At 51.2% G+C, this 26,444-nt stretch carries 20 protein-coding genes, 1 other RNA gene and 2 other annotated features; of the genes, 15 read left to right on the forward strand and 6 right to left on the reverse strand.

What is annotated here, in order from left to right:
- Window positions 1–80 precede the first annotated feature (80 nt).
- From dnaG to rnpB, 6 genes are all read left to right on the forward strand, one after another.
- Window positions 81–1,952, forward strand: a complete 1,872-nt coding sequence (dnaG, locus tag LIZ87_RS16855; RefSeq protein WP_227148550.1) for a DNA primase — start codon at window positions 81–83, stop codon at window positions 1,950–1,952.
- 59 nt (window positions 1,953–2,011) lie between these two features.
- Window positions 2,012–3,112, forward strand: coding sequence for an RNA polymerase sigma factor RpoD (gene rpoD, locus LIZ87_RS16860; protein WP_227148551.1), 1,101 nt, complete (start codon window positions 2,012–2,014; stop codon window positions 3,110–3,112).
- Window position 3,113: 1 nt separating this feature from the next.
- A complete protein-coding gene (locus LIZ87_RS16865; RefSeq protein WP_178315428.1) occupies window positions 3,114–3,884 on the forward strand; it encodes a tRNA (adenine(22)-N(1))-methyltransferase in 771 nt (256 codons plus the stop codon).
- The gene (locus tag LIZ87_RS16870; protein WP_227148552.1) at window positions 3,871–4,680 is read left to right on the forward strand and encodes a Nif3-like dinuclear metal center hexameric protein; all 810 of its coding nucleotides are present in this window, start codon (window positions 3,871–3,873) and stop codon (window positions 4,678–4,680) included. The genes LIZ87_RS16865 and LIZ87_RS16870 overlap by 14 nt, the downstream gene beginning before the upstream one ends.
- 52 nt (window positions 4,681–4,732) lie before the next feature.
- On the forward strand, window positions 4,733–6,385 hold the full coding sequence (locus tag LIZ87_RS16875; protein WP_178317307.1) for a nucleoside kinase: 1,653 nt from the start codon (window positions 4,733–4,735) through the stop codon (window positions 6,383–6,385).
- A gap of 164 nt (window positions 6,386–6,549) precedes the next feature.
- An RNA gene (rnpB, locus tag LIZ87_RS16880) (RNase P RNA component class A) lies at window positions 6,550–6,907 on the forward strand.
- Window positions 6,908–7,110: 203 nt separating this feature from the next.
- Here the strand turns inward: rnpB and uxaC are convergent.
- Window positions 7,111–8,526 carry a glucuronate isomerase gene (uxaC, locus tag LIZ87_RS16885; RefSeq protein ID WP_178317306.1) on the reverse strand — a complete coding sequence of 472 codons (1,416 nt, stop codon included), beginning with the start codon at window positions 8,524–8,526 and terminating at the stop codon, window positions 7,111–7,113.
- A 22-nt stretch (window positions 8,527–8,548) separates the two neighbouring features.
- Complete coding sequence (locus LIZ87_RS16890; protein WP_227148553.1) at window positions 8,549–9,550, reverse strand: LacI family DNA-binding transcriptional regulator; 1,002 nt, start codon at window positions 9,548–9,550, stop codon at window positions 8,549–8,551.
- A gap of 181 nt (window positions 9,551–9,731) precedes the next feature.
- On the opposite strand from LIZ87_RS16890, the gene LIZ87_RS16895 reads away from it, so the two are divergent.
- The 6 genes from LIZ87_RS16895 to LIZ87_RS16920 all read left to right on the forward strand — a co-directional run bounded on the left by LIZ87_RS16895 (window position 9,732) and on the right by LIZ87_RS16920 (window position 19,691).
- Window positions 9,732–11,213 (forward strand): UxaA family hydrolase, encoded by a 1,482-nt coding sequence (locus LIZ87_RS16895; protein ID WP_227148554.1) that lies wholly within the window; start codon window positions 9,732–9,734, stop codon window positions 11,211–11,213.
- A gap of 327 nt (window positions 11,214–11,540) precedes the next feature.
- Entirely contained in the window at window positions 11,541–12,302 is a 762-nt protein-coding gene (locus tag LIZ87_RS16900) for an IclR family transcriptional regulator (RefSeq protein WP_178314988.1), read from the forward strand.
- Window positions 12,303–12,437: 135 nt separating this feature from the next.
- Entirely contained in the window at window positions 12,438–13,088 is a 651-nt protein-coding gene (locus tag LIZ87_RS16905; protein WP_178314986.1) for a bifunctional 2-keto-4-hydroxyglutarate aldolase/2-keto-3-deoxy-6-phosphogluconate aldolase, read from the forward strand.
- Window positions 13,089–13,140: 52 nt separating this feature from the next.
- Window positions 13,141–14,172, forward strand: a complete 1,032-nt coding sequence (locus tag LIZ87_RS16910) for a sugar kinase (protein ID WP_227148555.1) — start codon at window positions 13,141–13,143, stop codon at window positions 14,170–14,172.
- Window positions 14,173–14,367: 195 nt separating this feature from the next.
- Window positions 14,368–14,618: a binding site (T-box leader), on the forward strand.
- Window positions 14,619–14,871: 253 nt separating this feature from the next.
- Complete coding sequence (locus tag LIZ87_RS16915) at window positions 14,872–15,366, forward strand: TRAP transporter small permease (RefSeq protein ID WP_178315846.1); 495 nt, start codon at window positions 14,872–14,874, stop codon at window positions 15,364–15,366.
- The gene (locus tag LIZ87_RS16920; RefSeq protein WP_227148556.1) at window positions 15,363–19,691 is read left to right on the forward strand and encodes a DctP family TRAP transporter solute-binding subunit; all 4,329 of its coding nucleotides are present in this window, start codon (window positions 15,363–15,365) and stop codon (window positions 19,689–19,691) included. The genes LIZ87_RS16915 and LIZ87_RS16920 overlap by 4 nt, the downstream gene beginning before the upstream one ends.
- 100 nt (window positions 19,692–19,791) lie before the next feature.
- On the opposite strand, the gene LIZ87_RS16925 is transcribed toward LIZ87_RS16920, so the two are convergent.
- Entirely contained in the window at window positions 19,792–20,385 is a 594-nt protein-coding gene (locus LIZ87_RS16925) for a LysE family transporter (protein WP_178316660.1), read from the reverse strand.
- Window positions 20,386–20,827: 442 nt separating this feature from the next.
- Between LIZ87_RS16925 and LIZ87_RS16930 the strand changes: the two genes are divergently transcribed.
- Complete coding sequence (locus tag LIZ87_RS16930; protein WP_227148557.1) at window positions 20,828–21,538, forward strand: hypothetical protein; 711 nt, start codon at window positions 20,828–20,830, stop codon at window positions 21,536–21,538.
- Window positions 21,539–21,597: 59 nt separating this feature from the next.
- Here LIZ87_RS16930 and LIZ87_RS16935 read toward each other — a convergent pair whose 3' ends face one another.
- From LIZ87_RS16935 to LIZ87_RS16945, 3 genes are all read right to left on the reverse strand, one after another.
- Window positions 21,598–22,371, reverse strand: a complete 774-nt coding sequence (locus tag LIZ87_RS16935; protein WP_178316808.1) for an ABC transporter ATP-binding protein — start codon at window positions 22,369–22,371, stop codon at window positions 21,598–21,600.
- Window positions 22,364–23,305, reverse strand: coding sequence for an ABC transporter permease (locus LIZ87_RS16940; protein WP_178316809.1), 942 nt, complete (start codon window positions 23,303–23,305; stop codon window positions 22,364–22,366). The genes LIZ87_RS16935 and LIZ87_RS16940 overlap by 8 nt, the downstream gene beginning before the upstream one ends.
- A 106-nt stretch (window positions 23,306–23,411) precedes the next feature.
- The gene (locus tag LIZ87_RS16945) at window positions 23,412–24,518 is read right to left on the reverse strand and encodes an ABC transporter substrate-binding protein (protein ID WP_178316810.1); all 1,107 of its coding nucleotides are present in this window, start codon (window positions 24,516–24,518) and stop codon (window positions 23,412–23,414) included.
- 62 nt (window positions 24,519–24,580) lie between these two features.
- Window positions 24,581–24,823: a binding site (T-box leader), on the reverse strand.
- Between the two features lie 171 nt (window positions 24,824–24,994).
- On the opposite strand from LIZ87_RS16945, the gene LIZ87_RS16950 reads away from it, so the two are divergent.
- The gene (locus LIZ87_RS16950) at window positions 24,995–25,507 is read left to right on the forward strand and encodes a cysteine hydrolase family protein (protein WP_178316811.1); all 513 of its coding nucleotides are present in this window, start codon (window positions 24,995–24,997) and stop codon (window positions 25,505–25,507) included.
- Between the two features lie 42 nt (window positions 25,508–25,549).
- Window positions 25,550–26,188 (forward strand): cytidylate kinase-like family protein, encoded by a 639-nt coding sequence (locus LIZ87_RS16955; RefSeq protein WP_227148558.1) that lies wholly within the window; start codon window positions 25,550–25,552, stop codon window positions 26,186–26,188.
- Window positions 26,189–26,444 lie beyond the last annotated feature (256 nt).

Here is a 26,444-nt window from a genome sequence, read left to right on the forward strand (position 1 = left end):
TGTCCGGCTTGGCAGGGCAAGAAGATACCCCGCATAAACCGTTGATTTGCGGTACTGATACAGAAGGGAGATTATTTCACATGTACTATCCCGATGAAGTCATTGAAGAAGTGAGGATGAAGAATGACATCGTAGATGTGATTTCCGGATATGTGAAGCTGCAGAAAAAGGGAGGCAACTATTTTGGCCTTTGTCCCTTCCACAACGAGAAATCACCGTCCTTCTCCGTATCGCCGGGCAAGCAGATGTATTACTGTTTTGGCTGCGGTGCAGGGGGAAATGTTCTCACCTTTGTGATGGAATACGAGAATTATACCTTTCAGGAGGCACTGCAGTCCCTGGCTGACAGAGCCGGGGTGACTCTTCCGAAGATGGAGTACAGCAGGGAGGCCAGGGAGCAGGCAGAGCTGCGCGCCCGGCTTTTAGAGGTCAACAAGCTGGCTGCCAACTATTTTTATTACCAGCTAAAACAGCCCCAGGGCAGGCTGGGCTATGAATATCTCCACGATAAGCGTCAGCTTTCCGATGAGACCATTGTGCGCTTCGGCCTGGGCTACTCCAACAAGACAAGCGATGACCTGTACCGGTATCTGAAGGCAAAGGGCTATGACGACCGTTTCCTAAAGGAAACAGGCCTTGTGACCATTGAGGAGCGGGGAGGCAGGGACAAGTTCTGGAACAGGGTCATGTTCCCGATCCTGGACACCAACAACCGGGTGATCGCCTTCGGCGGCCGGGTGATGGGGGAGGGAGAGCCGAAATATCTGAATTCTCCGGAGACAAAGCTGTTTGACAAGAGCCGCAGCCTGTATGGGCTGAATTACGCCAGGCTGTCCAGGGAGCGGTATATGCTGGTCTGTGAGGGCTATCTGGATGTGATATCCCTGCACCAGGCAGGCTTTACCAATGCGGTGGCCTCTCTGGGAACGGCATTTACCAGCCAGCATGCCGGGATATTAAAACGGTATGCGGACCAGGTGATCCTGACCTATGACAGCGATGGGGCGGGAGTCAAGGCAGCCCTGCGGGCCATCCCTATCCTGCGGGAGGTGGGTATGTCCATCAAGGTGCTGAACATGAAGCCCTACAAGGACCCGGATGAGTTTATCAAAAATATGGGCCCGGAGGCATTCAGACAGCGCATTGAGGAGGCAAAGAACAGCTTCCTGTTTGAGATCGATGTGCTGAAGCGGGATTACCGGATGGATGACCCGGAGCAGAAGACGAAATTTTATCAGGAGACAGCCAGAAAGCTTCTGCAGTTTGGGGAAGCGCTGGAGCGGGAGAATTATCTTCAGGCCGTGTCCACGGAGCACATGATCCCCGCGGACGAGCTGCGCCAGCTGGTGAACCGGATGGGCATGTCCATGGGCCTTCGGGCAGGAGAGTCTTATTATCCAACCCGCTCCGGGAATGCCGCCTATAAAAATGCGGAAGCCCGGAGAGAGGAGACGCTGCCGGAAAGAGAGGAAGAAGACTTCCGGGATTCCCGGGAACCCTCCAGAAAGCAGGCAAAAAGGGGAAAGCCGGACCGGGAGGACGGCATCCGCCGTTCCCAGAGGCTCCTTCTCACCTGGCTGATCGAGAAACCTGAATTATTCGATAAAGTAAAAGGCATTATAACGGCAGACGATTTTGTGGAGGATCTGTACCATCAGGTGGCAAAGATGGTATTTGAAGGCCACGAGGCCGGAAATGTGAATCCCGCCGGGATCTTAAGCCGTTTTATCAATGACGAGGATCAATATAAAGAGGTGGCAGCTCTGTTCAATGCCAGCTTAAAGGAGTCCTTAAGCAATGAAGAACAGAAAAAGGCATTTTCTGAGACCGTTATGAAGGTAAAGAAAAACAGCCTGGATGCAGCCAGCCGCAATGCCAAGGATATCGCCCAGCTGCAGGAGATCATAAAACAGCAGGCAGCTTTAAAGAAGCTTTCCATTTCCCTGGATTAGGGGATTTCAGACGGCACTGGGAACAGGGAGGCCGCATTTCACAGGAAGGACGGACAAAGATGGAAGGGACCATAGGATTTGAGGAGAAGCTGGCAAGGCTTCTGGCAGTGGCGCGGAAAAAGAAAAATGTGCTGGAGTACCAGGAGATCATTGATTTCTTTGGACAGGAGCAGCCGGCTGCTGAAGAGATGGACCAGCTGTTCGACTGCCTTGAGCAGAATAAGGTGGATGTTCTTCGCGTGGGCTCTGAGGAGGAGCTGGATCCGGATCTGTTTCCGGAGGAGGAGCTGGACGCCGATCTTTTGGACCTGTCTGTCCCGGAGGGAGTGAGCCTGGAGGATCCTGTACGCATGTATCTGAAGGAAATCGGGAAAATACCTCTCCTCGGAGCAGAGGAGGAGATCGACCTGGCAAAGGAGATGGAGCTGGGAGATCAAACAGCCAAAAAGCGCCTGGCAGAGGCCAACCTCCGCCTGGTGGTGAGCATTGCGAAGCGCTATGTCGGCAGGGGAATGCAGTTCCTTGACCTGATCCAGGAGGGAAATCTGGGCCTTATCAAGGCGGTGGAGAAGTTCGATTATAAGAAGGGCTATAAGTTCAGCACCTATGCTACCTGGTGGATACGCCAGGCAATTACCAGGGCCATTGCAGACCAGGCCAGGACCATCCGTATCCCCGTTCATATGGTGGAGAATATCAACCGTCTGGTGCGCGCTTCCCGCCAGCTTCTCCAGGAGCTGGGCCGTGAGCCCACCATAGAGGAGATCGCAAAGCGGGTGGAAATGCCGGAGGACCGGGTGGCGGAGATCCTCAAGATGTCCCAGGAGCCGGTTTCCCTGGAGACGCCCATTGGGGAGGAGGAGGACAGCCATCTGGGCGATTTTATCCAGGATGACAATGTGGCAGTCCCTCAGGAGGCGGCTGCATTTACCCTTCTCCATGAACAGCTCATGGAGGTATTAGAAACGCTGACAGAGAGGGAGCAGAGGGTGCTGCGCCTGCGTTTTGGCATTGACGACGGACGCCCCAGGACCCTGGAGGAGGTGGGACGCCAGTTCCATGTCACCAGGGAGCGGATCCGCCAGATCGAGGCAAAGGCCCTGCGCAAGCTGCGCCATCCCAGCAGGAGTAAAAAGTTAAAGGATTATTTGGATGAGTGATATGAATAGAAGTACAAAGGAAAGAGCAGCAGTCAGGCTTTCAAAGCGCCTTAAGCTGGTAGCCTCTTTTGTGCCGGAGAATGCCAGGATCGCGGATATCGGCACAGACCACGGATTTGTTCCCATTTACCTGGCAGAGACAGGACGGATACGGTCAGCCCTGGCCATGGATGTGAGGGAAGGGCCTCTTGGGCGGGCAAAGGAGCATGTGGAGGAGTATTATAGGGCCTGCCGAGGCCGGGGCAGCGGTGAGGAGCCGTGTTCACCCGTTCATATCGAGACCAGGCTCAGTGACGGCCTTAAAAAGCTTAGTCCCGGAGAGGCAGATACGGTTATCATCGCCGGAATGGGAGGGGAGCTCATGATCCGTATCCTGGAGGAGGGATGCCACATGTGGGACAGCGTGGAAAGCTGGATCTTATCTCCCCAGTCGGCGCTTGACAAAGTAAGGATATTTCTGGCGCAGAACGGTTTTTCTATTGCAGACGAAGCCATGATAAAAGAAGACGGCAAGTTTTACACAGTCATGAGGGTCAGCCGCGGGAATATGGAGTATGCAAACCAGGCCCAGTACCTGTATGGGAAGATCCTCATAGAGAAGAGGGATGCGGTGCTGGGCGAATATCTGGAGCGCGAAAAGAAGCGGCTTGACAATATCCTGGTTTCTTTTGAGGGAAAGCAGGGACAGGCAACAGGATCCCAGGAAAAAGCCATAAAAGCTCTGACAGAGGAGCTTTCATGGGTAAAGGAGGCACAACATGAAATGCAGTGATATCATAGAACGGTTAAAGGGACTGGCGCCGGAGGACTGCGCCTGCGACTGGGACAATCCCGGCCTTCTGGCAGGCAGGAGCGATAAAGAGGTGAAAAAGATATACATTGCCCTGGATGCCACAGATGAGGTGGTGGAAGCAGCCATAAACTGCGGGGCAGATATGCTCCTGACCCATCACCCGCTGATCTTTAAGGCCATCAAGAAGGTCAACGACCAGAATTTTATCACAAGACGGCTGGTGAAGCTGATACAGGCAGACATTTCTTATTACGCCATGCATACGAATTTTGACGCTGCGCCCGGCTGTATGGCTGATCTGGCGGCAAAGAGGCTGGGGCTTTTAAACGCGATCCCCTTGGATGATATGGGAGAGATGGAAATAAATGGAGATAAAGTGGCTTACGGCGTGGGAAAGACAGGAGACCTAGAGCACTCCATGACAGTAAAGGAGTTAGCAGAGGCAGTGAAGGCAGCCTTTGGACTGCCCTTTGTACTGGTGTACGAACAGGAGCTGCTGGAGCGCCGGGTGACAAAGGTTTCTATCTGTCCGGGGGCAGGAGGAAGCGTTGTGGAGGAGGCTCTCAGAAAGGGTTCCCAGGTTTTGATAACAGGCGATATCAGCCATCACACAGGGATTGACTCCGCCGCCAGGAGAATGGCGGTGATCGATGCAGGGCATTATGGGCTGGAGCATATCTTTATTTCCTATATGGGCAGCTTCCTGAAGGAGCAGCTTCCCGGTGAGGTGGAGACAGTGGAGGCCTCCCCGGCCTGGCCGGCTGTGCTGTTCTAGTGTGCCGGTCCGTGGATCGTAACAGCAGACAAAAGGAGAGGAGACGAGAAATATGGTTCATGTAACGATCGGAGCAGAGACCCGTGAATATCCGGAGGGGACTACCTGGCTTCAGGTTGCCCAGGATTACCAGCACCTGTACAAGGAAGATATCCTTCTGGTGCGCGTCAATGGAAAGCTTCAGGAGCTTCACAAGCATGTGAAGGAGTGCGAGCTGAAATTCGTCACCTTGAGAGACAAGCCGGGAATGTCCGCTTACCAGAGGAGCGCCACCCTTCTCATGCTGAAGGCATTTTACAGTGTGGTGGGAGCAGAGAAGGTGGAGAAGGTCACCGTGGATTTCTCTGTGGGGAAAGGCTTTTTTGTGGAGCCAAAGGGCGATTTCATCCTGGATCAGGACCTGCTTGACAAGGTGGAGGAGCGGATGCGGGAGTATGTGGACAGGAAGATCCCTATCATGAAGCGGAATATCTCCACGGACGATGCCGTGGAGCTGTTCCACCGCCATAAAATGTACGATAAGGAGCGGCTGTTCCGCTACCGCAGGGTATCCAGAGTCAACATTTACAGCATAGACGGCTTTGAGGATTACAATTACGGCTATATGGTCCAGAATACAGGCTATCTGCGCTGGTTCCGCCTGGTACTCTACCACTACGGCTTTGTGCTCCTGCTGCCTGCCAGGGCGAATCCGGGCCAGGTGGCGGAGTTTTTGCCCCAGGAAAAGCTGTTTGCAACCTTGTCAGAGTCCTCGGAATGGGGACGGAGAATGGATCTGGAAAATGTAGGCGGCTTAAACGACTGCATTTCCCATGGAGGGATGTCCCATCTGATACTGATACAGGAAGCTCTCCAGGAGAAAAAGATCGCGGAGATCGCAGCCAGCATTGCGGCCAGGAGAGACGCAAAATTTGTGATGATCGCAGGTCCCTCTTCCTCAGGTAAGACTACCTTTTCCCACAGACTGTCCGTACAGCTGGAGGCATTGGGCTTAAAGCCACATCCCATAGCTGTGGACAATTACTTTGTAAACCGCGTGGACAGCCCCAGGGATGAGGATGGAAATTACAACTACGAGGCCCTGGAATGCATCGATGTGGAACAGTTCAACACGGATATGAAGGCTCTTCTGGCAGGAGAGCAGGTGGAGCTTCCCTATTACAATTTCAAAAAGGGGATCAGGGAGTATAAAGGGAATTATCTGAAGCTGGGGCCGGAGGATATCCTTGTGATCGAGGGGATTCACTGCCTGAATGACAGGCTTTCCTATGCTCTTCCCAAAGAGAGTAAGTTCAGGATCTATATCAGCGCATTGACCCAGCTGAATATTGACGAGCACAACCGCATCCCCACCACGGATGGCAGGCTTCTCAGGCGTATGATACGCGATGCACGCACAAGAGGCTCCTCCGCCCAGGAGACCATCCGCATGTGGCCCTCTGTGCGGCGGGGAGAGGAGGACAATATCTTCCCCTACCAGGAGGAGGCCGACGCCATGTTCAACTCCGCCCTCATCTATGAGCTGGCAGTGCTGAAGCAGTATGCAGAGCCCCTTCTGTTCGGCATTCCGAAGGATTCAGAGGAGTATATGGAGGCCAAGCGGCTGCTCAAATTCCTGGATTACTTTATTGGGGTCAGCAGTGAGGATATACCGAAAAATTCCATCCTTCGGGAGTTTATCGGGGGGAGCTGCCTGAATGTGTAAGGGAAGCAGGAGTGTCCAGATGCCCTGGTTCCAGGCAAAAGCGTTATCCGGCAAAAGTGATTTCAGATGTTCCCGAATAGCCCGGGAGGCGGAAGCTTAATGGGGAAATTCGAGAAAACCGGGGCTGGACATTCATTCCATTTTATGTTAGACTAAATAAGTTGTGAGTAGGACAGATGGCCGCTGCTGCGATACCGAGAGGCCGCAGGAGAGGAAAGTCCGGGCTTCACAGGGCAGAGTGCCAGATAACGTCTGGCGGAGGTGACTCCAGGGACAGTGCAACAGAAATGTACCGCCGTCTGCGGCTTGCCGCACACGGTAAGGGTGGAAGGGCAGTGTAAGAGACTACCGCCCGTCTGGTAACAGGCGGGGCACATGTAAACCCCACTCGAAGCAAGACCAAACAGGAGGCATATGGCGGCCCGTCAGCCTCCGGGTAGGTTGCTTGAGGCTGCCGGCGACGGCAGTCCTAGATAGATGGCCATCCAACGACATAACCCGGCTTATCGTCCTGCTCATATACATTCCATGATCGGAGCCTATTCTATTTCTATTCTTAATTAATCTGCGGCCAGGCCGTACTTTGGCGAATCAGTCAGTAAAATTTCAGGAATATTGTACATCAATGAGGAGAGAAAGAAAATGTATATGTTTTGCAATGCAATCCCGCAAAAAAGGGCCCTGTCCGCAGAAGACAGCACCCTTTTTCCATATATTCATTTCACTTATTTCACAACATCCAGCTTAAATCCAAAGTAATTCACTGCATTGTTGTAGCAGATGCCTCTTACAATGCTCTCTAAGGACTTCATATCAGCAGGATACTCGCCGTTGTCTACCCATCCGCCTAACAGCTCGCACATGATCCTGCGGAAGTACTCATGTCTGGTGTAGGACAGGAAGCTTCTGGAGTCTGTGAGCATACCGATGAAGTTGCCAAGGCAGCCTAAGTTTGCCAGGGAGGTCATCTGATCGGTCATGCCAACCTTGTGATCATTGAACCACCATGCAGAACCCTGCTGGATCTTTCCTGGGAACTTCTCCTGGAAACAGCCGAGGATGGTTCCGATGGAAGCATTGTCATAAGGATTCAGGGAGTAGATGATGGTCTTCGGGATCTCGTTGGTAGCGCTTAAAGCGTTCAGGAAATCAGCCATCTGTGCGCTTGGAGCGTAGTTATTGATGCAGTCAAAGCCGGTATCCGGGCCAAGCTTCTCGAACATGTAAGCGTTGTTGTCGCGCTTACAGCCATAGTGGAGCTGCATTACCCAGCCCATCTTATTGTACTCCTTTGCAACGAACAGCATGAAGGCTGTCTTGTACTTTAACTCCTCCTCGCGGGAGATTGCCTCGCCCTTTAAGCCCTTCTTAAGGATAGCGTTAACCTCTTCATCAGAAGCAGGAGCGTACATTACATACTCAAGAGCATGGTCGGAAACGCTGCAGCCCATGGATGCGAAGAATGCCATACGGTTCTTTAAAGCGTCCTTTAAGGATGCCAGGTCAACAACCTCGATGCCGCTGGCCTTAGACAGCTGTGCGATGTAGGCGGCAAAGGTTGGCTTCTCTACGTTCATAGCCTTGTCAGGTCTCCATGCCGGAAGTACCTGTACGTCAAAAGTGTCATCCTCTGCGATCTTCTTGTGCCACTCCAGGGAGTCAACAGGATCATCGGTGGTGCAGATCAGGGTAACGTTGGACTGCTTGATGATGTTGCGGACGGTCATGGAATCCTCCTGCAGCTTTGCATTACACAGGTTCCAAACTTCCTCAGCGGTGTCGCCGTTTAAATAGCCCTCATAGCCAAAGTACCTTCTCAGCTCCAGATGGCTCCAGTGGTATAATGGGTTGCCGATGAGCTTTGGCATGGTCTCTGCCCAGGCCTGGAATTTCTCTCTGTCAGTGCCGTCGCCTGTTACGTACTTCTCGTCAACACCGTTGGAACGCATCTGACGCCACTTGTAATGGTCGCCGCCCAGCCAAACCTGGGTGATATTCTCGAACTTACGGTCCTCATAAATCTCCTGTGGATTGATGTGGCAGTGGTAGTCGAGGATCGGCATGGTCTCTGCATAGTCGTGATACAGAGTCTGAGCCATCTCAGTGGATAATAAGAAATCCTTGTCCAAAAACTGTTTCATTGTTTGAAACCTCCTTAAAATGTTAAAAATTTGTGGTTTTCCTTTTTATGAGATCAGAGGCGATCGTGGTCCGGCTGGGCACATTTACGCCGCTGAAAACCCCCATGAGTGTGTTGACAGTAGTGGTGCAGAGCGCCTCTACCTTGCTGTCAATGGATGTGATCTCCGGGTCCGTGCAGCGGGCCAGAAGGGAATTATTGTAGCCAATGATGGAGAGCTCATCGGGAATGGAAATGCCCTCTGCATTGGCATATTTGACAGCGCCTACGGCCAGGGAATCGTCTGAGGTAAGCACTGCATCAAAGATAAGCCCCTGCCGGTGCAGGGAAAGGAGCAGGTCCCTGGAGGCCTCCATATCCTTCGTGCATTGGCATATCATGTTATCTGACACCGAAAGGCCGTGGGAGTGAAGGGCATCCTTGTAGCCATCCATTTTGTTAAGGCCACTGTAGGAATAGCTGCTGTATAGATAAAGGATACGCTTATGCCCGGATTCGATGAGCTGGGAGGCTGCCTGGTACATGGCGGCACGGTCGTCGCAGACAGTGCTGTAAATATTCTCTCCCTCCAGGTATCCGTTTACAAGCATAATAGGAAGCTCCGCGGCAGCATCGATGATATAGGCATTATCCTTTGCACGCATCTCTACAAATTTAGAGCCTGCAAGGATGATGGCATCCACACGTTTGGACCGGAGCAGCTCAAAATACTTCTGCTTCGCATCCAGATCATAGCCTGTGCAGCACAGGATGGCATCATAATCATGGCTTCTTAAGCTTCGTTCCAGGTAGTAGATTGCTTCTGCAAGATAAGGGTCTGAGGAGTCGGAGCACATGATACCGATGGTCTGCATGGTGTCTAGCCCCAGCCCTCTGGCAAAAACATTCGGCGTGTATCCAAGCTCGTCCATGACCTTAAGGACCTTCTCCCGCGTCTTCTCGCTGACATTGGGATTGCCGTTAAGGACTCTGGAGACTGTGGCGATGGACACCCCCGCATGTTCGGAGACATCATAGATATTCATAAAATCGACCTCACATTCTGTAAGCGCTTACAAGCTAAGTATATTATACATATTCCTGATAAATATTGCAATAGTTTTCTATTTTTTTATTGACTTATTACCGGAAAATAGGTAGAATAATTGTAAGCACTTACATTTTTAACTCAACAACAAATAATAAGGATAGGAGAAAGAAAAAATCATGCAGGACATTGTCAAGATCAATCAGAACGATAACGTTGCCGTTGCACTCCGTCCCATCGCAAAGGGTGAGACGCTTGATGTAGCGGGAGTGGCTGTGACAATTGAGGAGGATATTCCCCAGGGCCACAAATTTGCGATCAAGCCCATTGCCGCAGGCGGAGAGGTCATTAAGTACGGCTTCCGTATCGGTAATGCAAAGGAGGATATCCAGGTAGGCCATTGGATCCATGTCCACAATGTAAAGACCGCTCTGGGAGATGTTCTTACCTATGATTATAAACCTGTAGGAGCAGATGTACAGCCAACAGAACATGTGTATTTTGACGGATACCGCAGGGCCGATGGAAAGGTAGGCATTCGCAATGAGATCTGGATCATCCCTACCGTAGGCTGCGTTAACTCGATCGCAAAGGCTCTGGAGACCCAGGCAAAGAAGCTGGCTGTAGGCAATGTAGAAGATGTGATCTCATTCACCCATCCTTATGGATGTTCCCAGATGGGCGATGACCAGGAGAACACAAGAAAAGTCCTGGCCGACATGATCCATCATCCAAATGCAGGCGGTGTCCTGGTTCTGGGACTGGGCTGCGAGAACAGCAATATCCCGGTGCTCATGGATTACATCGGAGAGTACGATGAGCAGAGGGTAAAATTCCTTCAGTGTCAGGATGTGGAGGATGAGATGGAGACAGCCATGGGCCTCTTAGAGGAGCTGGCTGCTTATGCAAATGCATTCTCCAGGGAGAAGATCGATGCAAGCGAGCTCATCATCGGCATGAAGTGCGGGGGCTCTGACGGACTTTCCGGTATCACGGCAAACCCGGTAGTGGGAGCATTTTCCGACCTGTTGGTGAGCAAGGGCGGTACTACCATCCTGACAGAGGTTCCGGAGATGTTCGGTGCCGAGACTCTTCTTATGAACCGCTGCGCCACACCGGAGCTTTTTGATAAGACGGTAGACCTGATCAACAACTTCAAGAATTATTTTACCAGCCATAACCAGACGATTTATGAGAACCCGTCTCCAGGCAACAAGAAGGGCGGTATCAGTACCCTGGAGGACAAGTCCCTGGGCTGTACTCAGAAGTCAGGAAGCTCTCTGGTAAAGGGCGTTCTGGGGTATGCGGAGCCTGTTAAGGTAAAGGGCTTAAATCTCTTAAGCGCTCCCGGCAATGACCTGGTAGCTGCCACAGCCCTGGCTGTATCCGGAGCCCACATTGTGCTGTTTACCACAGGAAGAGGAACACCATTTGCCTGCCCGGTACCAACAGTGAAGATCTCCAGCAACTCAAAGCTGGCAGGCCATAAGGACAACTGGATCGATTTCAATGCAGGCCGCATGGTGGAAGACAAGACAAAGGAAGAACTGGCAGAAGAGCTTCTGAACTATGTGCTTGAGGTTGCCTCAGGACGCAAGGTAAAGTCTGAGGAAGCCGGCTTCCATGATATGGCTATTTTCAAGCAGGGAGTAACACTGTAGACCCGATAAAATCGTAACTATTCAGCCATGCCATCTTCTTGTTTTCAAAAAGCATGAAAACAAGAAGCTTTGGCTGTCCGCCACATGTCAATTTGCACAGAAATATGCTTATGCAAGCCAGCTTGCAACGCATATTTTAGCACAAATTGCCGCATGGCTGAATAGTTACATAAAATCAGTTTCCTCCTGCATTTTCCGTTGCGCAATGGCGGGATTCGGTGTATACTATTGACAGGGAATCGCATATACGGATTTTTGGTGTATATACGAATCAGATGAGCCGGTCTTAGGCATTTTACAATGGTCATTTCAATGCAGGAGGTATCCATGAAGTTAAACAGAACAGCGCTCCGCACAGTGGAGATTCTAAAGCTGATATCCAAAAAGCCTGACGGCATTACGCTGGATGAAATATGTGAGAGGCTGGATATGCCAAAGACCAGCGCTTACGATATTGTGACTACTCTGGTGCATACCGGCATGATACATGTGGCAAGAGAGCAGAAGCAGCGGTATACGATCGGTCTCACAGCCTACCGGATCGGGATCAATTACACCAACAATCTGGATTTTATCGGCACCATTGAACCGGTGCTGAAGGCTTTTTCGAGGGAAGTGGGAAAGACCGTATTCTTTGGTGTCCGCTCTGATGATGCCATTGTGTATATCTGCAAATTTGAGCCGGAGAACCCGATCATCACCACAGCCACTGTGGGAACAAAGAACCCCATTTACTGCACCTCCCTGGGAAAGGCTATTATGGCCTACACCGAGGAGGAGGACCGGGAGGATGTCATAAACAGGATGGCGTTCAAGCAGCACACAGACAGGACGATTACAACGAAGGAGGCCTTCCGCAGGGAACTGGAGCTTGTGAAGGAAAAGGGTTATGCCCTGGATGCCAGGGAGCTGGAGGAGCACATGGAGTGCGTAGGAGCGCCTGTGTTCGGCCAGGACGGCAGTGTGATGGGGGCCATCAGCGTTTCAAGTCTGTACAAGCCTACAGAGGATTACGATGCTCTGGGATGTCTGGCCCATACGAAAGCGGTGGAGCTGTCACGTTTGCTGGGTTATTTGGGAAAGTTCTAAAATAAGTACAGAAATTCTTGTGTTTTTAGAGCTTTACCTGTTGACAAATCACGTGGTAACGATTAAAATTTAAATATAAATCGCAAATATGAAGTTGATTCGTATATGCGAATAGGTGAGAGAAGGAGAAGAAAAATGAAGAAAGAAAAAGTTTTAGCAAGACTGAACGAAGACTGCCTGGTAGCAGTCGTTCGTGCAAAGAACTATGAGCAGGGTGAGAAGGTTGTAGACGCTATTATCGCTGGCGGCATCAACCTGATCGAGCTGACCATGACCATGGACGAGGGTGATCCGGTAGGCTTCATCAAGATGATGGCTGAGAAGTACAAAGATAACGACAAGATCGTAATCGGCGCAGGTACTGTTCTGGATCCGGAGACAGCAAGAGCATGCATCCTGGCTGGCGCTAACTACATCGTAAGCCCAGGCCTGAACGTAGAGACCATCAAGCTCTGCAACCGCTACAGAGTACCAATGCTCCCAGGCGTTATGACCCCAACCGAGGCTATTACCGCTATGGAAGCCGGCGCAGATATCATCAAGATCTTCCCAGGCAACATTGTTGGACCGGCAGCTATCAGCTCCTTCAAGGGACCCCTTCCACAGGGTGAGTTCATGCCATCCGGCGGCGTTGACGTTGACAACGTTGACAAGTGGCTCAAGGCAGGCGCATACGCAGTTGGCACAGGCAGCAGCTTGACAAAGGGCGCTAAGACCGGCGATTACGCAGCTGTTACCGCAAAGGCTCAGGAGTTCGTTGCAGCAGTTGCAGCAGCAAGAGCATAAGCGCAATAAAAGAGAACCTGAAAATGTATTAAGTATAAAGGAGAATGAAAAAATGGCAAAAGTTGTTACTATGGGCGAAATCATGTTAAGATTATCCACCCCAAACAATGAGAAGTTCATCCAGGCAGACGAGTTTGACATCAACTACGGCGGCGGCGAGGCTAACGTTGCAGTTTCTTTAGCAAACTACGGACATGAGGCTGAGTTTGTTACTGCTGTACCTGCTAACCCAATCGGTGAGTGCGCAGTAGCTGCTTTAAGAAAGTACAATGTAGGCACAAAGCACATCGCAAGAAGCGGTGAGAGACTGGGCATCTACTACCTGGAGACAGGCTCTGCCATGAGAGCTTCCAACGTAGTTTATGACCGCGCTCACAGCTCCATTTCCACAGCTACTCCTGATGAGTTCAACTTTGATGAGATCTTCGCAGATGCTGACTGGTTCCACTTTACAGGTATCACCCCAGCTGTCAGCGATGCTGCTATCGAGCTGACAGAGGCTGCTTTAAAGGCTGCTAAGGCTCACGGCGTAACCGTATCCGTTGACTTAAACTTCCGTAAGAAACTGTGGTCTTCCGAGAAGGCTCAGAAGGTTATGACAAACCTGATGCAGTATGTTGATGTTTGCATCGGCAACGAAGAGGATGCAGAGAAGGTTCTTGGCTTTAAGCCGGGCAACACCGATGTTACTTCCGGTGAGCTGGAGCTGGCTGGCTATGTTGACATCTTCAATCAGATGGCTGACAAGTTTGGCTTCAAGTATATCATCAGCTCCCTGCGTGAGAGCCACAGCGCTTCCGACAACGGCTGGTCCGCTTGCATCATGGATGGACAGACACGTGAGTTCTATCACTCCAGAAAGTACCGCATTGCTCCGATCGTTGACCGTGTAGGCGGCGGCGACTCCTTCGCAGCAGGCCTGATCTGCGGCCTGGTAGACGGCAAGGATATGAAGGCTGCTCTGGAGTATGCAGTAGCAGCTTCCGCATTAAAGCACACCATTCCTGGTGACTTCAACCTGGTTACACGTGCAGATGTTGAGAACCTGGCTGGCGGCGATGGCTCAGGCCGTGTTCAGAGATAATCTCTGTTGATACAAGATAAGAAAAGGCCGATTCCCTTGGTGGGATTGGCCTTTTTGTGTTACATAGGAAACTCCTTCGGCGCGAGTGTGCGTTATTTGAAGGATTTTATGGGAAATACCGAAAATATTGCCGGAATTTCGGGAAAATTCGGCTTGTAACTTTTTCCATTCAGTGCTAGAATAGACAAGACAAGAAGAAATGCTGTGAATGGGACAAGCGCAGTGTGCGTTTCATTTCAGAGAGCTGCCGGCAGCTGCAAGACAGTATGAACGCCATGAACCATCACCCAGGAGCATCCCTCCGAAGCATTAAAGTAGGCAGGGACGGAGGCCCACCGTTACAGGGGATACTGTTGGGAGCCTGAGAGCTTAGACAGGATAAGGGGCTGCGGAAGGAAATGGCCGCAGCAAGCAGAGTGGTACCACGGAGTATTTTCGCCTCTGCAGTCTGATATATTGTATCGGACTGCAGAGGTTTTTTTGTGCCATAGGAAACTCCTGCGGAGCTCCCTATGACACAAAAAGCCCTCCGGGCAGGATTCTTTTTTATTACATAAAATTCCTATGTAATAAAAGAGCTTCTGCCGGATAGGTCCCGTGAGGCCTTGAAGGCAGCTGCATCTTCCGTTTACACATTCTCCCGGATGCACGGAAAAGGCATTCTTCTGTAAAGCACAAAAAGAAAAGAGGAAGTTGGGTATGAAAACCTATAAGAAATTTATGGATGCCCTGGCTTTTGTGGAAAAGCTGGTATTGGTGGCGTCCACCCTTCTGATCCTGGTATTGACTGTGGGAAATGTATTTTCCCGTAAGGTCATCCACCAGTCCTGGTCATTTACTGAGGAGCTTGTAGTAGCAGTATTTGTCCTGATCACGCTGATGGCAGCTGCACTCGCCTGCCGGGAAGGAGAGCTGGTAAGTCTGACTCTTGTTACAGACAACCTTCCCAAGGGACTGCGCAAGCCGTCTATGATCATCATTACGGTGCTCAGCATCATTTTTACCTGTATCCTGTTTAAATATGGCATGGATAAAGTGATCACCCAGATGGCAAACGGCAAGAGGACCTTTGTGTTAAACTGGCCGGAATGGATCTTCTGGTCCTTTGTCCCTATTGGTTCAGGATGTATGGTGCTGCATTTCCTGGAATATTGCATTGATTTCTGCTGCAGAAGGGAGGAGGATAAGAAATGATAAGTGCGGTATTGTTTATTTCCTTTTTTATCTTCCTGCTTTTTGGAGTTCCCATCGGTATCTGTCTGGGACTTTCCTCTGTGTGTGCCATCCTGTATTCCGGCACCTCGCTGACCATCGTTGCCACCAATATGTATTCCGGTATCAGCAAATTTTTGCTGCTGGCAATCCCGTTTTTCGTGCTGTCCGGCAACATTATGGCAAAGGCAGGTATCTCCAAACGTCTGATCAGGTTCGTTAATACCTGTGTGGGACACAGAAGGGGCGGAATCGCCATTGTGTGCGTGATCGTTGCCTGCTTCTTCGGCGCCATCTCCGGCTCCGGTCCTGCCACCGTTGCGGCTCTGGGCTCTGTGCTGATCCCCGCAATGATCGCGGACGGAGGTTTTTCCGCTCCCTTCTCGACAGCGCTGATGGCGACTGCCAGCTCTATTGCGATCGTTATCCCGCCCAGTATTGCCTTTGTGGTATATGCTTCCATATCCGGCGTTTCCATTGCTGATATGTTTACTGCAGGTATTGTGCCAGGGCTTTTGATGGGCGCAGTTCTTGTGATCGTTGTAATGCTGGAGGCGAGAACGCATCATATTAAGCCTCAGCAGAAGAAGGCCGGCTATGGAGAGCGGTGGGAGGCCTTTAAGGATGCGTTCTGGGGCTTTCTTATGCCCGTTATCATTCTGGGAGGTATTTACGGAGGAATCTTTACACCTACTGAGGCAGCTGCCGTGTCTGTGGTCTACGGCCTCTTTGTGGGCATGGTGATCTACCGTGAGGTTACGGTGAAGGATCTCTGGGACATTGTGATTGACTCTGCAAAGACCACCGGCGGCATCATGCTGATCGTGGCCTGTGCGTCCCTGTTCTCCTTTGTCTGCACCCAGTTTGGTATTGCTCAGGCAGCCTCTGACCTGTTAGGCAGCATTGCACATAACCAGTTCACCTTCCTGCTGATCGTGAACATCATCTTCCTGATCGCAGGCTGCTTTATCGATGCCAACTCGGCTATGTACATTTTCATCCCCATCATGCTTCCGGTATGCCGGAATCTGGGTTATGACCTGGTGGCCTTTGGCGTGGTGGCAACAGTGAACCTGGCCATCGGACAGGTAACTCCTCCTGTAGGCGTGAACCTGTTTGTGGCAATCTCCGTAAAGCTGAAGGACGGCTTATCCGTCACCATACAGCAGATATCCAGGGCTGTTATCTCAATGATCGTGGCCTGCCTGATCGTGCTGGCAGCCATAAGCTACATCCCGTCCATCTCCACCTTCCTTCCCAAGTGGATGGCAGGAGATACCTATACAGGCACAGTGACAGCATCCTCACAAGGAAGCGCAAACCTGAATACAACAGCTGATTTTGATACCATTGACGATCACAGTGATCTGGGCTGGGCGGAGCAGACCTGGAACTTTGCCTGCTCTACCACGGAAACCAGTACCTGGGCAGAGGGAGGCCGGAAGTTCGGCGAGCTGATGGAAAAGGCCAGCGGCGGCAAGATCAAGGTCAATGTCTATGCGGCTGATCAGCTGACAGGAGGTAACCAGTCAGAGGGCATCCAGGCGTTGATGAACGGAGATCCGGTGCAGGTATCCATGCACAGCAACCTGATCTATTCCGCCTTTGACCCGCGCTTTAATGTGGTGTCACTGCCTTACCTCTTTGATTCCGTGGAGGATGCAGATGCGAAGCTGGACGGTGCGGCAGGAGAGGCCATGAAGGAGATCCTGAAAGAATACGGCCTCCACTGCATGGGCATTGCGGAGAACGGCTTCCGCCAGCTGACAAATAATGTAAGAGAGATCAAGTCCGTGGAGGACATGAAGAACTTAAAGATCCGTGTGGCAGGGAGCAATCTGCTCATGGAGTGCTACAAGCGCTGGGGTGCAGATGCCACCAATATGAACTGGTCCGAGACCTACACAGCCCTTCAGCAGAGAACCGTAGAGGGCCAGGAGAACCCGCTTCCGGCTATTGATGCGGCAAGCGTTCAGGAGGTTCAGCCCTACGTATCCATGTGGAACGCCAACTATGACTGCCTGTTCTTCTGTATCAATGAAAAGCTCTATGAGAGCCTGACTCCGGAGCAGCAGGCTGTTGTGGATGAGGCAGGCCGGAAGGCAGTTGCCTATGAGCGTTATATCAACCGTGCAGGCGATGACGAGATCAAGAGCCGCTGGACAGAGAAAAACGGCGTGAAGATCACACCTTATGAGGAGCTTGACATTGCCTCCTTTAAGGCAGCAGTAGCCGATATCCCGGCCTGGTTCGAGAAGGAGCTGGAGGGTCAGGGCTATGCGGATGCGAAGGAGCTCATAGAGACCTTTACCTCGGATGTGTCCGCAGCAGATTTTGAGGTAGAAGACCACAGTGACTTAGGCTGGAGCGAGCAGACCTGGAATTTTGCCTGCTCCACCACAGAGACAAGTACCTGGGCAGATGGAGGAAGAAAGTTCGGCGAGCTGGTGGAGAAGGCCACCGGCGGCAAGATCAAGGTCAATGTCTATGCTTCTGACCAGCTGACAAACGGCAACCAGTCAGAGGGAATCCAGGCGCTGATGGACGGAGATCCGGTACAGGTATCCATGCACAGCAATCTGATCTACTCTGCCTTTGACCCGCGCTTTAACGTGGTATCCATGCCTTACCTCTTTGATTCTGTGGAGGACGCGGATGCGAAGCTGGACGGGGAAGCAGGAGAGCGGATGAAGGAGATTTTGGAGAGCTACGGCCTCCACTGCATGGGCATTGCGGAGAACGGCTTCCGCCAGCTGACAAACAATGTAAGGGCGATCACATCCGTAGCTGATATGAAGAACCTAAAGATCCGTGTGGCAGGAAGCAACCTGCTCATGGAGTGCTACAAGCGCTGGGGCGCAGATGCCACCAACATGAACTGGTCTGAGACTTACACGGCCCTCCAGCAGAAAACCGTAGAGGGACAGGAGAATCCTCTTCCGGCCATTGATGCGGCCAGTGTCCAGGAGGTGCAGCCTTACTGCTCTCTGTGGAATGCAAATTATGACTGCCTGTTCTTCTGCATCAACCAAAAGATCTATGACAGCCTGACACCGGAGCAGCAGGCCGTGATAGACGAGTGCGGCCAGAAGGCTACCGAGTACCAGAGATACATCAACCGCGCAGGTGATGATGAGATCATGAGCCGCTGGACAGAGAAAAACGGCGTATCCTTTACCTCATATGAGGATATGGATATCGACTCCTTTAAGGCAGCAGTGGCCGATATCCCCCAGTGGTTTGAGAAGGAGCTGGAGAACCAGGGCTACAGCGATGCAAAGGAACTGATCGAGGTATTTACCGCTAAGGCCCCTGCCTCCGGAGAGAAGGGCTTTGTGATGGAAGACCACAGCAGTTTGGGTTGGAATGAGCAGACCTGGAACTTCGCCTGCTCCACCACAGAGACCAGCACCTGGGCAGAAGCCGGGCGGAAGTTCGGCGAGCTGGTGGAGAGTGCCACCGGCGGAAAGATCAAGGTCAATGTCTATGCAGCCGATCAGCTGACAGGGGGAAACCAGTCAGAGGGCATCCAAGCATTGATCGACGGGGACCCGGTACAGGTATCCATGCACAGCAACCTGATCTACTCTGCCTTTGACCCGCGCTTCAACGCAGTTTCCCTTCCATATCTCTTTGATTCGGTGGAGGACGCGGACAGGAAGCTGGACGGAGAGGCAGGAGATATGATGAAGGCCATTTTAAATGAGTACGGACTTCACTGCATGGGCATTGCAGAGAACGGCTTCCGCCAGCTGACAAACAATGTGCGGGAGATCCGGTCTGTGGATGACATGAAGAATCTGAAGATCAGAGTGGCAGGAAGCAATCTGCTCATGGAGTGCTATAAGCGCTGGGGAGCAGATGCCACCAATATGAACTGGTCTGAGACCTACACGGCTCTTCAGCAGAAGACGGTAGAAGGCCAGGAGAATCCCCTTCCGGCCATCGATGCAGCCAGCGTCCAGGAGGTACAGCCCTACGTATCCATGTGGAACGCCAACTATGACTGCCTGTTCTTCTGCATCAACCAGGGCGTGTACGACAGCCTGACACCGGAGCAGCAGAAGGTGATCGATGAATGCGGCCGCCTTGCCACAGAGTACCAGAGGTACATTAACCGTGCAGGTGATGACGAGATCATGAGCCGATGGACACAGAAGAACGGCGTGTCCTTCCTGGCCTATGATGAGCTTGATATTGATTCCTTTAAACATGCAGTAGAGGGAATCGATGAGTGGTTTATCGGAAAGCTTGCCGAACAGAACTATACGGACGGAGAGGCGCTTGTAGCTGCCTTCCGGAAGTAGGGTAGCAGAAGATCCGATGATAGGATAGCAAAACAAAACGAGGACGGCAGCCACAGCGGCGGTCGTCCTCGTTCCTTTATCCTTTTATAAGAGCCCGTTTTTATAAAATTCCCAGCACCCTCAGGGCACACCAGACCACTAACAGAGCCATTACTGCGTTCATGATCTGATAATGCCTCTCATAAAGCCGTTTTAGCACATTTCCGGCAAAGGCCCATATCAGGTTTCCGATGGCACCTAAGGTCATGAGATAGAAGGCAAAGCAGAATAAGATCAGGGGCCTTGTCTCATGAGGCAGAATGAAGGAGGAGAACATGGTGAGTCCATAGATGATGATCTTTACATTCACAAGCTGGAGGAGGATCCCCATAGGATAGGTGGGGACCTTATCTGCCTCGTTCTCCCCAGGCGGAAGCCTTTTAAAGGTCTGCCAGGCCAGATAGAGCAGGTAGGCGGCTCCGACATACCTCATCACAGGCTGGATGCCTGGAATGACAGCAGCAAGAGTGCTGCAGAAGATGCCGCTCATGAGCATAAGGGACAGAGAGCCGGTCCAGATCCCCATCATAAACTTCACATTTTTTTTTACACCGTAGCGGCTGGCCGAGGACAGCAGGAAAATGTTGTTGGGCCCAGGAGACCATACGGTGATACAGGCCGTGAGGGTCATTTCCCAGAATACAGACAGAGACATCGCAAATATCCTTTCTTAACAAGCAAATCTTCAGCTATTTTATCATATCCTTTCTGCATAATACAATCTTTTCTTAACTTGAGTTTCCACATTTTGCACCCTGGCTGCCGGGAGGACGTCTGGCGCTCCAGTTTCGGACATAAGAAGCACTAAGACATCTGATTTTTCCTAAAAGCCAGAGCAACATCAACGCAACTCGCTGCGCTCAAACAATCATTGATGTTGCTCTGAACGGAAAAAACAGCTGACTAAGTGCTTCTAATGTCCTGCAAAGTCGCTCCAGCCGTCCTCCCGGCAGCCAGGGTGCAAAATGTGGAAACTCAAGTTTCTTAAACCTTACGTCACAATTATTAAGAAAACCTTTATTGGATATATGGAAGAAATCGTATATACTTCATTATGCAATACAGCAATGATATGAAAGAAAAAGGAGACAATTATATTGAGAAAATATCAGTTATATGCACCGGCAATTTTAGCAGCTTTTGTGTTAGGCGTCAGCGGATGTGCCTCTCAGGCAAATGCAGCTGACAGAAAGGAAGCAGCAACACAGGAAAGCCGCGAGGAGACAGCAGTGGAGGATACCACAGTTGTGGAGAGCGTTACAGGAACGATCGAGAGCATGGCAGAGACACAGCCGGAGGCTCCTCAGGCCATTCGCATCTATGGCCCGGTGACAAAGCTTGAGGATGGTCAGCTGTCTATTGATAACCAGTCGGGCTTAAGCAGCAGCGGCGAGATCATTCTGAATGTCAGCTCAGAGCGTACATATATCCTGGACGCGGTTTCCGGCCTTCCGGTGGCAGTGGAGGACATCGCAGACGGAGATACCGTATATACTTACATCGGCCCGGCTATGACCATGAGCCTTCCTCCTATCACAAATGCAGAGGTTATTTTTGTAAATATTCCTGCTGATTTCAAAGTTCCGGATTATGTGCAGGTGGATTCCATGATTACAGATGGAGAGTCCTCTCAGTCCGTCCTGACAGGAGCAGACGGTACACAATATACTCTCTCTGAGGACTGCAACATTTTCCCCTATCTTACCAGGAATATCGTTACCCTGGATGACCTGACAAAGGGAAGAAAGTGCATTGTCTGGTCTGACGAGCACAATACAGCGGAAAAGATCATGGTGTTTGCAGAATAAGAGAAAGACCCGCAAAGGAGAAGGAAGCATCGCTCTTTTGCAGGTCTTTCATTATTTTGTTAATTTCCGCATTCAATGCTGATGGCATTAAACTGAGCCAGTATATCCTCGATCGTCAGGGCCTGTTTTTCTTCCCCTTCTTTGTCGATCACAGCCGTTCCCTGGTGCATCATAAGGAGCCGGTCGCCGTATTCCACCGCGTAGCGCAGGTTGTGGGTCACCATAATGGTAGTAAGCTGTTTTTCCTTTACGATCTTGTCAGTCAGCTCCATAATGGTCTCTGCTGTTTTGGGATCCAGGGCGGCTGTGTGTTCGTCCAGGATCAGAAATTCGATGGGAGTCATGGTGGACATGAGGAGGGCCATGGCCTGGCGCTGGCCGCCGGAGAGGACGCCTACCTTCACATTCATCTTGTCCTCCAGGCCCAGTCCCAGGGAGCGCAGGCTTTCACGATAGTATTCCACGCGCTGCCTGTTGGTGCCGGGACGCAGGTTGAAGGCCTTTCCCTTGTTGTCTGCCAGGGACATGTTCTCTAAGATCGTCATGGAAGGGCAGGTCCCCATGGCCGGATTCTGGTACACGCGGCCGATCCGGCGCTGGCGTTTGTGCTCCGGCATCTTTGTGATATCCTCTGTTCCGATAATGATGCGTCCCTCGTCCAGAGGAATGCTGCCGCAGATGATATTTAACAGGGAGGTCTTGCCGGAGCCGTTGCTGCCAACCACAGACACAAATTGGCGGTCCTTTATTGTCAGGTTAAAATCCTCAAACAGGCACATTTCATTGACGGTTCCTGCATTGTAATATTTCTGTATATGCTTCAGCTCAAGCATGGCTCTTCACCTTCTTTCCCCTGGACGGGCTTACCACCAGGATAATGAGGAACAGGACAGAGGTGATCAGCTTCAGATCAGAAGCAGTCACCGGGATGGAGATCTTGATGCCTGCAATCTGCAGATCACCCAGCATAAGGGCCATGGATACGCAGGCCTTATAGACAATGGAGCCGATGACAACAGCAGTAGTGGACTTGATAAAGCCAAAGCGCTTAAACAGCTGTGTGCCAATGATCACATTTGCCAGTCCGATCACCATGGTGCCTGTTCCCGTAGAGATCTCAAAAAAGCCCTTTTGCTGGCAGTATACGCTGCCTGCCAGGGCAGCAAAGCCATTTGCAATGGCAAGGCCAACGATCTTTACCATGCCCTTATCCTTTGCCAGGGATGTCACCAGGATATCGTTGTCACCTACTGCCCGGAGCAGATACCCGGAGCGTGTCTTTAAATAGGCATCCAGCAGAAGCTTGCAGACAGACACGATGAGAAGCAGGATGACTGCGACCATATATGGCTGCATGGAAGCAGGAACATGCTCTGACAAATATTGATTGCTGAAAATGGTCTCCTTGCTGAAAATAGGAAGATTCGCCTTTCCGGCAATGCGGAGATTGATGGAATAGAGACCCGTCATGACAATGATCCCGGACAATAGATCCCTGACCTTCAGCTTTACGTGTATAAAGCCTGTAACGCAGCCTGCAAAAGCTCCTGCCAAAAAGGAGAGGAAAAGTGCAGCCACAGGGTGCACGATGCCGATCACGGGCAGGCCGTTTGCAATCCCGGCAGCTGTGATGGCAGCTCCCATGGGAAAGGTGCTGTCCACGGACAGATCGGGAAAATCAAGTATCTTATATGTAATGTATACGCCCAGTGCCATGATCGCATAGACCAGGCCTTCCTCCAATATACCGAAAAGAATCGTTGTCATGCTGTTCCTCCAAAACAATGCTTGGCGTCTGGTGGAAATGATCCCTCAGACGCCGATTTTATTACCTTACCATATAAGCGCTGCCTCCGGATGGATGCCTGCAGGTTTACTGTGCGATCTCTGTAAAGAGCTCTGCCGCATTTCCTGTCAGGGACTCAGGAAGAGTAATGCCTAAGTTTTCAGCCACTTTTTCGTTGCCGTAGAAGGCAGCGTCCTTGATGGTCTCAAAGTTCAGCTCGCTGGCCTTTGCCTCACCCTTTAATACCTTTGCAGCCATCTGTCCTGTCTGCTTTCCGAGATCAATGTAATCCAGACCCATGGCAGCCAGGCAGCCGATGCGGACCTGTTCGATCTCGCTTCCAAATACGGGGATATTCTTAGCTGCTGCCTTGTCAAGGATAACAGGAAGGGAAGCGACAACGGTGTTGTCTGTCAGGTTGGTAATGCAGTCAACCTTTGGGATCAGGGCATCTGCTGCCAGTGGGATGTCGGCAGAGGAGGAGATACCGGACTCTACGATCTCAAAGCCGTAGTTTGGAGCCAGCTCCTTGTACTCTGCAATGGCAGATTCGGAGTTTACCTCGCTGGTGGTGTACATGATGCCGATGGTCTTTGCCTCCGGAAGGATCTCGCGGATCATCTGAAGCTGTGCCTCCACAGGAAGTTTGTCGCTGGTGCCTGTGATCTCACCTACCGGGGTACCGTCCGCATTTGCCAGCTCTGCCGCAATAGGATCTGTGACTGCGGTAAAGATCACAGGAATGTCTGTTTTTAAGGCAACGCCGTACTGTGCCTGTGCCATGGGGGTAGCGATACCGCACATCAAGTCGACTTTTTTGCCTGCAAAGTTGGTAGCGATCTGGCTGCAGGTGCCTCCGTCTGCCTGAGCGTTCTCATAGATAACCGTCAGGTTCTTTCCTTCTTCAATGCCTTCCTCAGCAAGGCCTGCCAAAAAGCCCTCACGGCAGTTGTCAAGGGAGCCGTGCTCTGCAAACTGGCCGATGCCGATGGTGTAGGACGCATCGTCGCTGCTGTCAGCGGAAGCTTCGGCAGAGGTCTCGGCAGTTTCTTCAGCAGAAGCCTTGGCCTCCTCGGAAGAAGCGGCAGCAGTTGTACCGGCAGCAGTGGCAGAAGCTGTACCTGACTGGCCGCAGGCGGTTAAAAGGGAAGCGCCGATGGCAGCTGTTAATAAGAATGCAAGTGATTTTTTCATAATGTTTTTCCTCCGTTTTATTAAGATATAAATAAAAAAGCCCCAATCACAGCATATGCTGTAATTGAGACGAATAAAATCCGCGGTACCACTCAAATTGACAAAAGTCCACTTTACACATACTATCATATGTGCCGCAATGGTAACGGCTGCGGAATCCGTCGGTCCCTACCTGGTGTAACCTGTATCGTTCAGGACCGCCCTCAAAAGTCCATTCAGTATCCTGCCCTGTACCGCAATCCCACCGCCTGCGGCTCTCTGTATCAGCACGTTGGAGACCTACTCCTCTTTCTCAACGGTTTATTTTATTACATTTGCTTTGCGCTCCGGCGCTCAACTTTTGTTAATCCGTATATTAATACAGGAATCGCGATTTGTCAATAGACTTTTGATAAAATATTTTTCCAGTCTTCCGCAGTCTGTAAAAATGTGGTAGACTATAAATGAAAATAGAAGACAGCAGGGAGGTAGCGCACATGGGACGGTTATTGGTAGTAGTAGATATGCAGAAGGATTTTGTGGACGGTGCATTGGGGAGCAAGGAGGCTCTGGCCATTGTGCCGGCTGTGGCCCAAAAGATCAGATCATATAGAGAAGCAGGAGATGAGGTGGTATTTACACTGGACACGCATTTTGATGATTATCTTGATACCATGGAGGGCAGGAAGCTTCCTGTGGTCCACTGCATCAAGGGGACTCCCGGCTGGGAGCTCTGTAAGGAGCTTCAGGGTCTTGAGGGAAAGCGTTTTGAGAAGGTCACCTTTGGAAGCAGGCGTCTGGCTGAATATGTGGCAGCAGGCGGCTACACGTCGGTGGAGCTGGTTGGACTGTGCACGGATATCTGTGTGATCTCCAATGCCATGCTGATCAAGGCAGCTGTTCCTGACACTGTTATAGAGGTGGATTCCGCCTGCTGTGCCGGAGTGACGCCTCAGAGTCATGAGAATGCCCTGGAGGCCATGAAGATGTGTCATATTGATGTGAAATAGCAGCTGGAGAAGGAATGAATGCAGATAAAGGGGGCAGATTTGATGAAGAAAAAACATTTTGTTATTACCATTGAACGCCAGTATGGAAGCGGCGGACGCCTGACGGGAGAGCGCCTTGCCGAGGAGCTGGGCATTCATTTTTACGATGAAGAGATCTTAAAGATGACCTCAGAGACAAGTGCCATAGGAGAGCAGTATTTCCGCCTTGCAGATGAAAAGGCCGGCAATAATCTGTTATACCGCATAGTGACAGGGATGAAGCCGGAGTTAAAGTCTCCTGAAAAGGACGGCCCTAATATCACCTCACCGGATAATCTGTTCCGTTTCCAGTCCTCCGTTATCAGGAGCCTGGCTGAGTCAGAGGACTGCATTATCGTAGGGCGCTGCGGCAACTATGTGCTCCAGGACCAGCTGGAGGATGTGATCCGGATCTTTGTGTATGCGGACACAGTCACCAGAGTCCGCAGGATCATGGATGTGGATAAGGTGGATGAGCCGGAGGCATTGCGCCGTATGAGACGCATTGATAAGGAGCGTACGGAGTACCACCGTTACTTTACGGGCAGGGAGTGGATGGACATGGAGAATTATGACCTGCCCATCAATGCAAGCCGTATTGATTACGATCAGATGATCCAGCTGATAAAGGATTATCTGAAGCTGAGAGGCTATATCGAATAGCTGCAAAAAGAAGGAGTTTTCTTATGTAAAAGAAGGAGACCTGCCTGACGCCTGAGGTATGGGGAAGGCGCAGGCAGGTCTCTGCGTATATTGGCACAGCATAGGAACGCGCCTGCAGGTTCCCGTATCAGGAGGCTTTTTACAGGCGCTGCCGGAAGCATGAAAAAATATATTAGAAGATCAGAGGAATTGCTATGGATAATTGGCACAGCATAGGAACGCGCCTGCAGGTTCCCGTATCAGGAGGCTTTTTACA

Source organism: Lacrimispora sp. 210928-DFI.3.58 (assembly GCF_020554865.1).
GTDB lineage: Bacteria > Bacillota > Clostridia > Lachnospirales > Lachnospiraceae > Enterocloster.

Excerpts from the sequence above, each read along its gene's own strand:
- LIZ87_RS16910 (WP_227148555.1), top strand. The coding sequence starts at position 13,141 with ATGGCAAAAGTTGTTACTATGGGCGAAATCATGTTAAGATTATCCACC.
- LIZ87_RS16925 (WP_178316660.1), bottom strand. The coding sequence starts at position 20,385 with ATGTCTCTGTCTGTATTCTGGGAAATGACCCTCACGGCCTGTATCACC.
- LIZ87_RS16900 (WP_178314988.1), top strand. The coding sequence starts at position 11,541 with ATGAAGTTAAACAGAACAGCGCTCCGCACAGTGGAGATTCTAAAGCTG.
- LIZ87_RS16890 (WP_227148553.1), bottom strand. The coding sequence starts at position 9,550 with ATGAATATCTATGATGTCTCCGAACATGCGGGGGTGTCCATCGCCACA.
- LIZ87_RS16870 (WP_227148552.1), top strand. The coding sequence starts at position 3,871 with ATGAAATGCAGTGATATCATAGAACGGTTAAAGGGACTGGCGCCGGAG.
- LIZ87_RS16920 (WP_227148556.1), top strand. The coding sequence starts at position 15,363 with ATGATAAGTGCGGTATTGTTTATTTCCTTTTTTATCTTCCTGCTTTTT.
- LIZ87_RS16905 (WP_178314986.1), top strand. The coding sequence starts at position 12,438 with ATGAAGAAAGAAAAAGTTTTAGCAAGACTGAACGAAGACTGCCTGGTA.
- LIZ87_RS16865 (WP_178315428.1), top strand. The coding sequence starts at position 3,114 with ATGAATAGAAGTACAAAGGAAAGAGCAGCAGTCAGGCTTTCAAAGCGC.
- LIZ87_RS16895 (WP_227148554.1), top strand. The coding sequence starts at position 9,732 with ATGCAGGACATTGTCAAGATCAATCAGAACGATAACGTTGCCGTTGCA.
- LIZ87_RS16940 (WP_178316809.1), bottom strand. The coding sequence starts at position 23,305 with ATGACAACGATTCTTTTCGGTATATTGGAGGAAGGCCTGGTCTATGCG.
- LIZ87_RS16945 (WP_178316810.1), bottom strand. The coding sequence starts at position 24,518 with ATGAAAAAATCACTTGCATTCTTATTAACAGCTGCCATCGGCGCTTCC.
- LIZ87_RS16950 (WP_178316811.1), top strand. The coding sequence starts at position 24,995 with ATGGGACGGTTATTGGTAGTAGTAGATATGCAGAAGGATTTTGTGGAC.
- LIZ87_RS16955 (WP_227148558.1), top strand. The coding sequence starts at position 25,550 with ATGAAGAAAAAACATTTTGTTATTACCATTGAACGCCAGTATGGAAGC.
- LIZ87_RS16915 (WP_178315846.1), top strand. The coding sequence starts at position 14,872 with ATGAAAACCTATAAGAAATTTATGGATGCCCTGGCTTTTGTGGAAAAG.
- dnaG (WP_227148550.1), top strand. The coding sequence starts at position 81 with ATGTACTATCCCGATGAAGTCATTGAAGAAGTGAGGATGAAGAATGAC.
- LIZ87_RS16875 (WP_178317307.1), top strand. The coding sequence starts at position 4,733 with ATGGTTCATGTAACGATCGGAGCAGAGACCCGTGAATATCCGGAGGGG.
- uxaC (WP_178317306.1), bottom strand. The coding sequence starts at position 8,526 with ATGAAACAGTTTTTGGACAAGGATTTCTTATTATCCACTGAGATGGCT.
- LIZ87_RS16935 (WP_178316808.1), bottom strand. The coding sequence starts at position 22,371 with ATGCTTGAGCTGAAGCATATACAGAAATATTACAATGCAGGAACCGTC.
- rpoD (WP_227148551.1), top strand. The coding sequence starts at position 2,012 with ATGGAAGGGACCATAGGATTTGAGGAGAAGCTGGCAAGGCTTCTGGCA.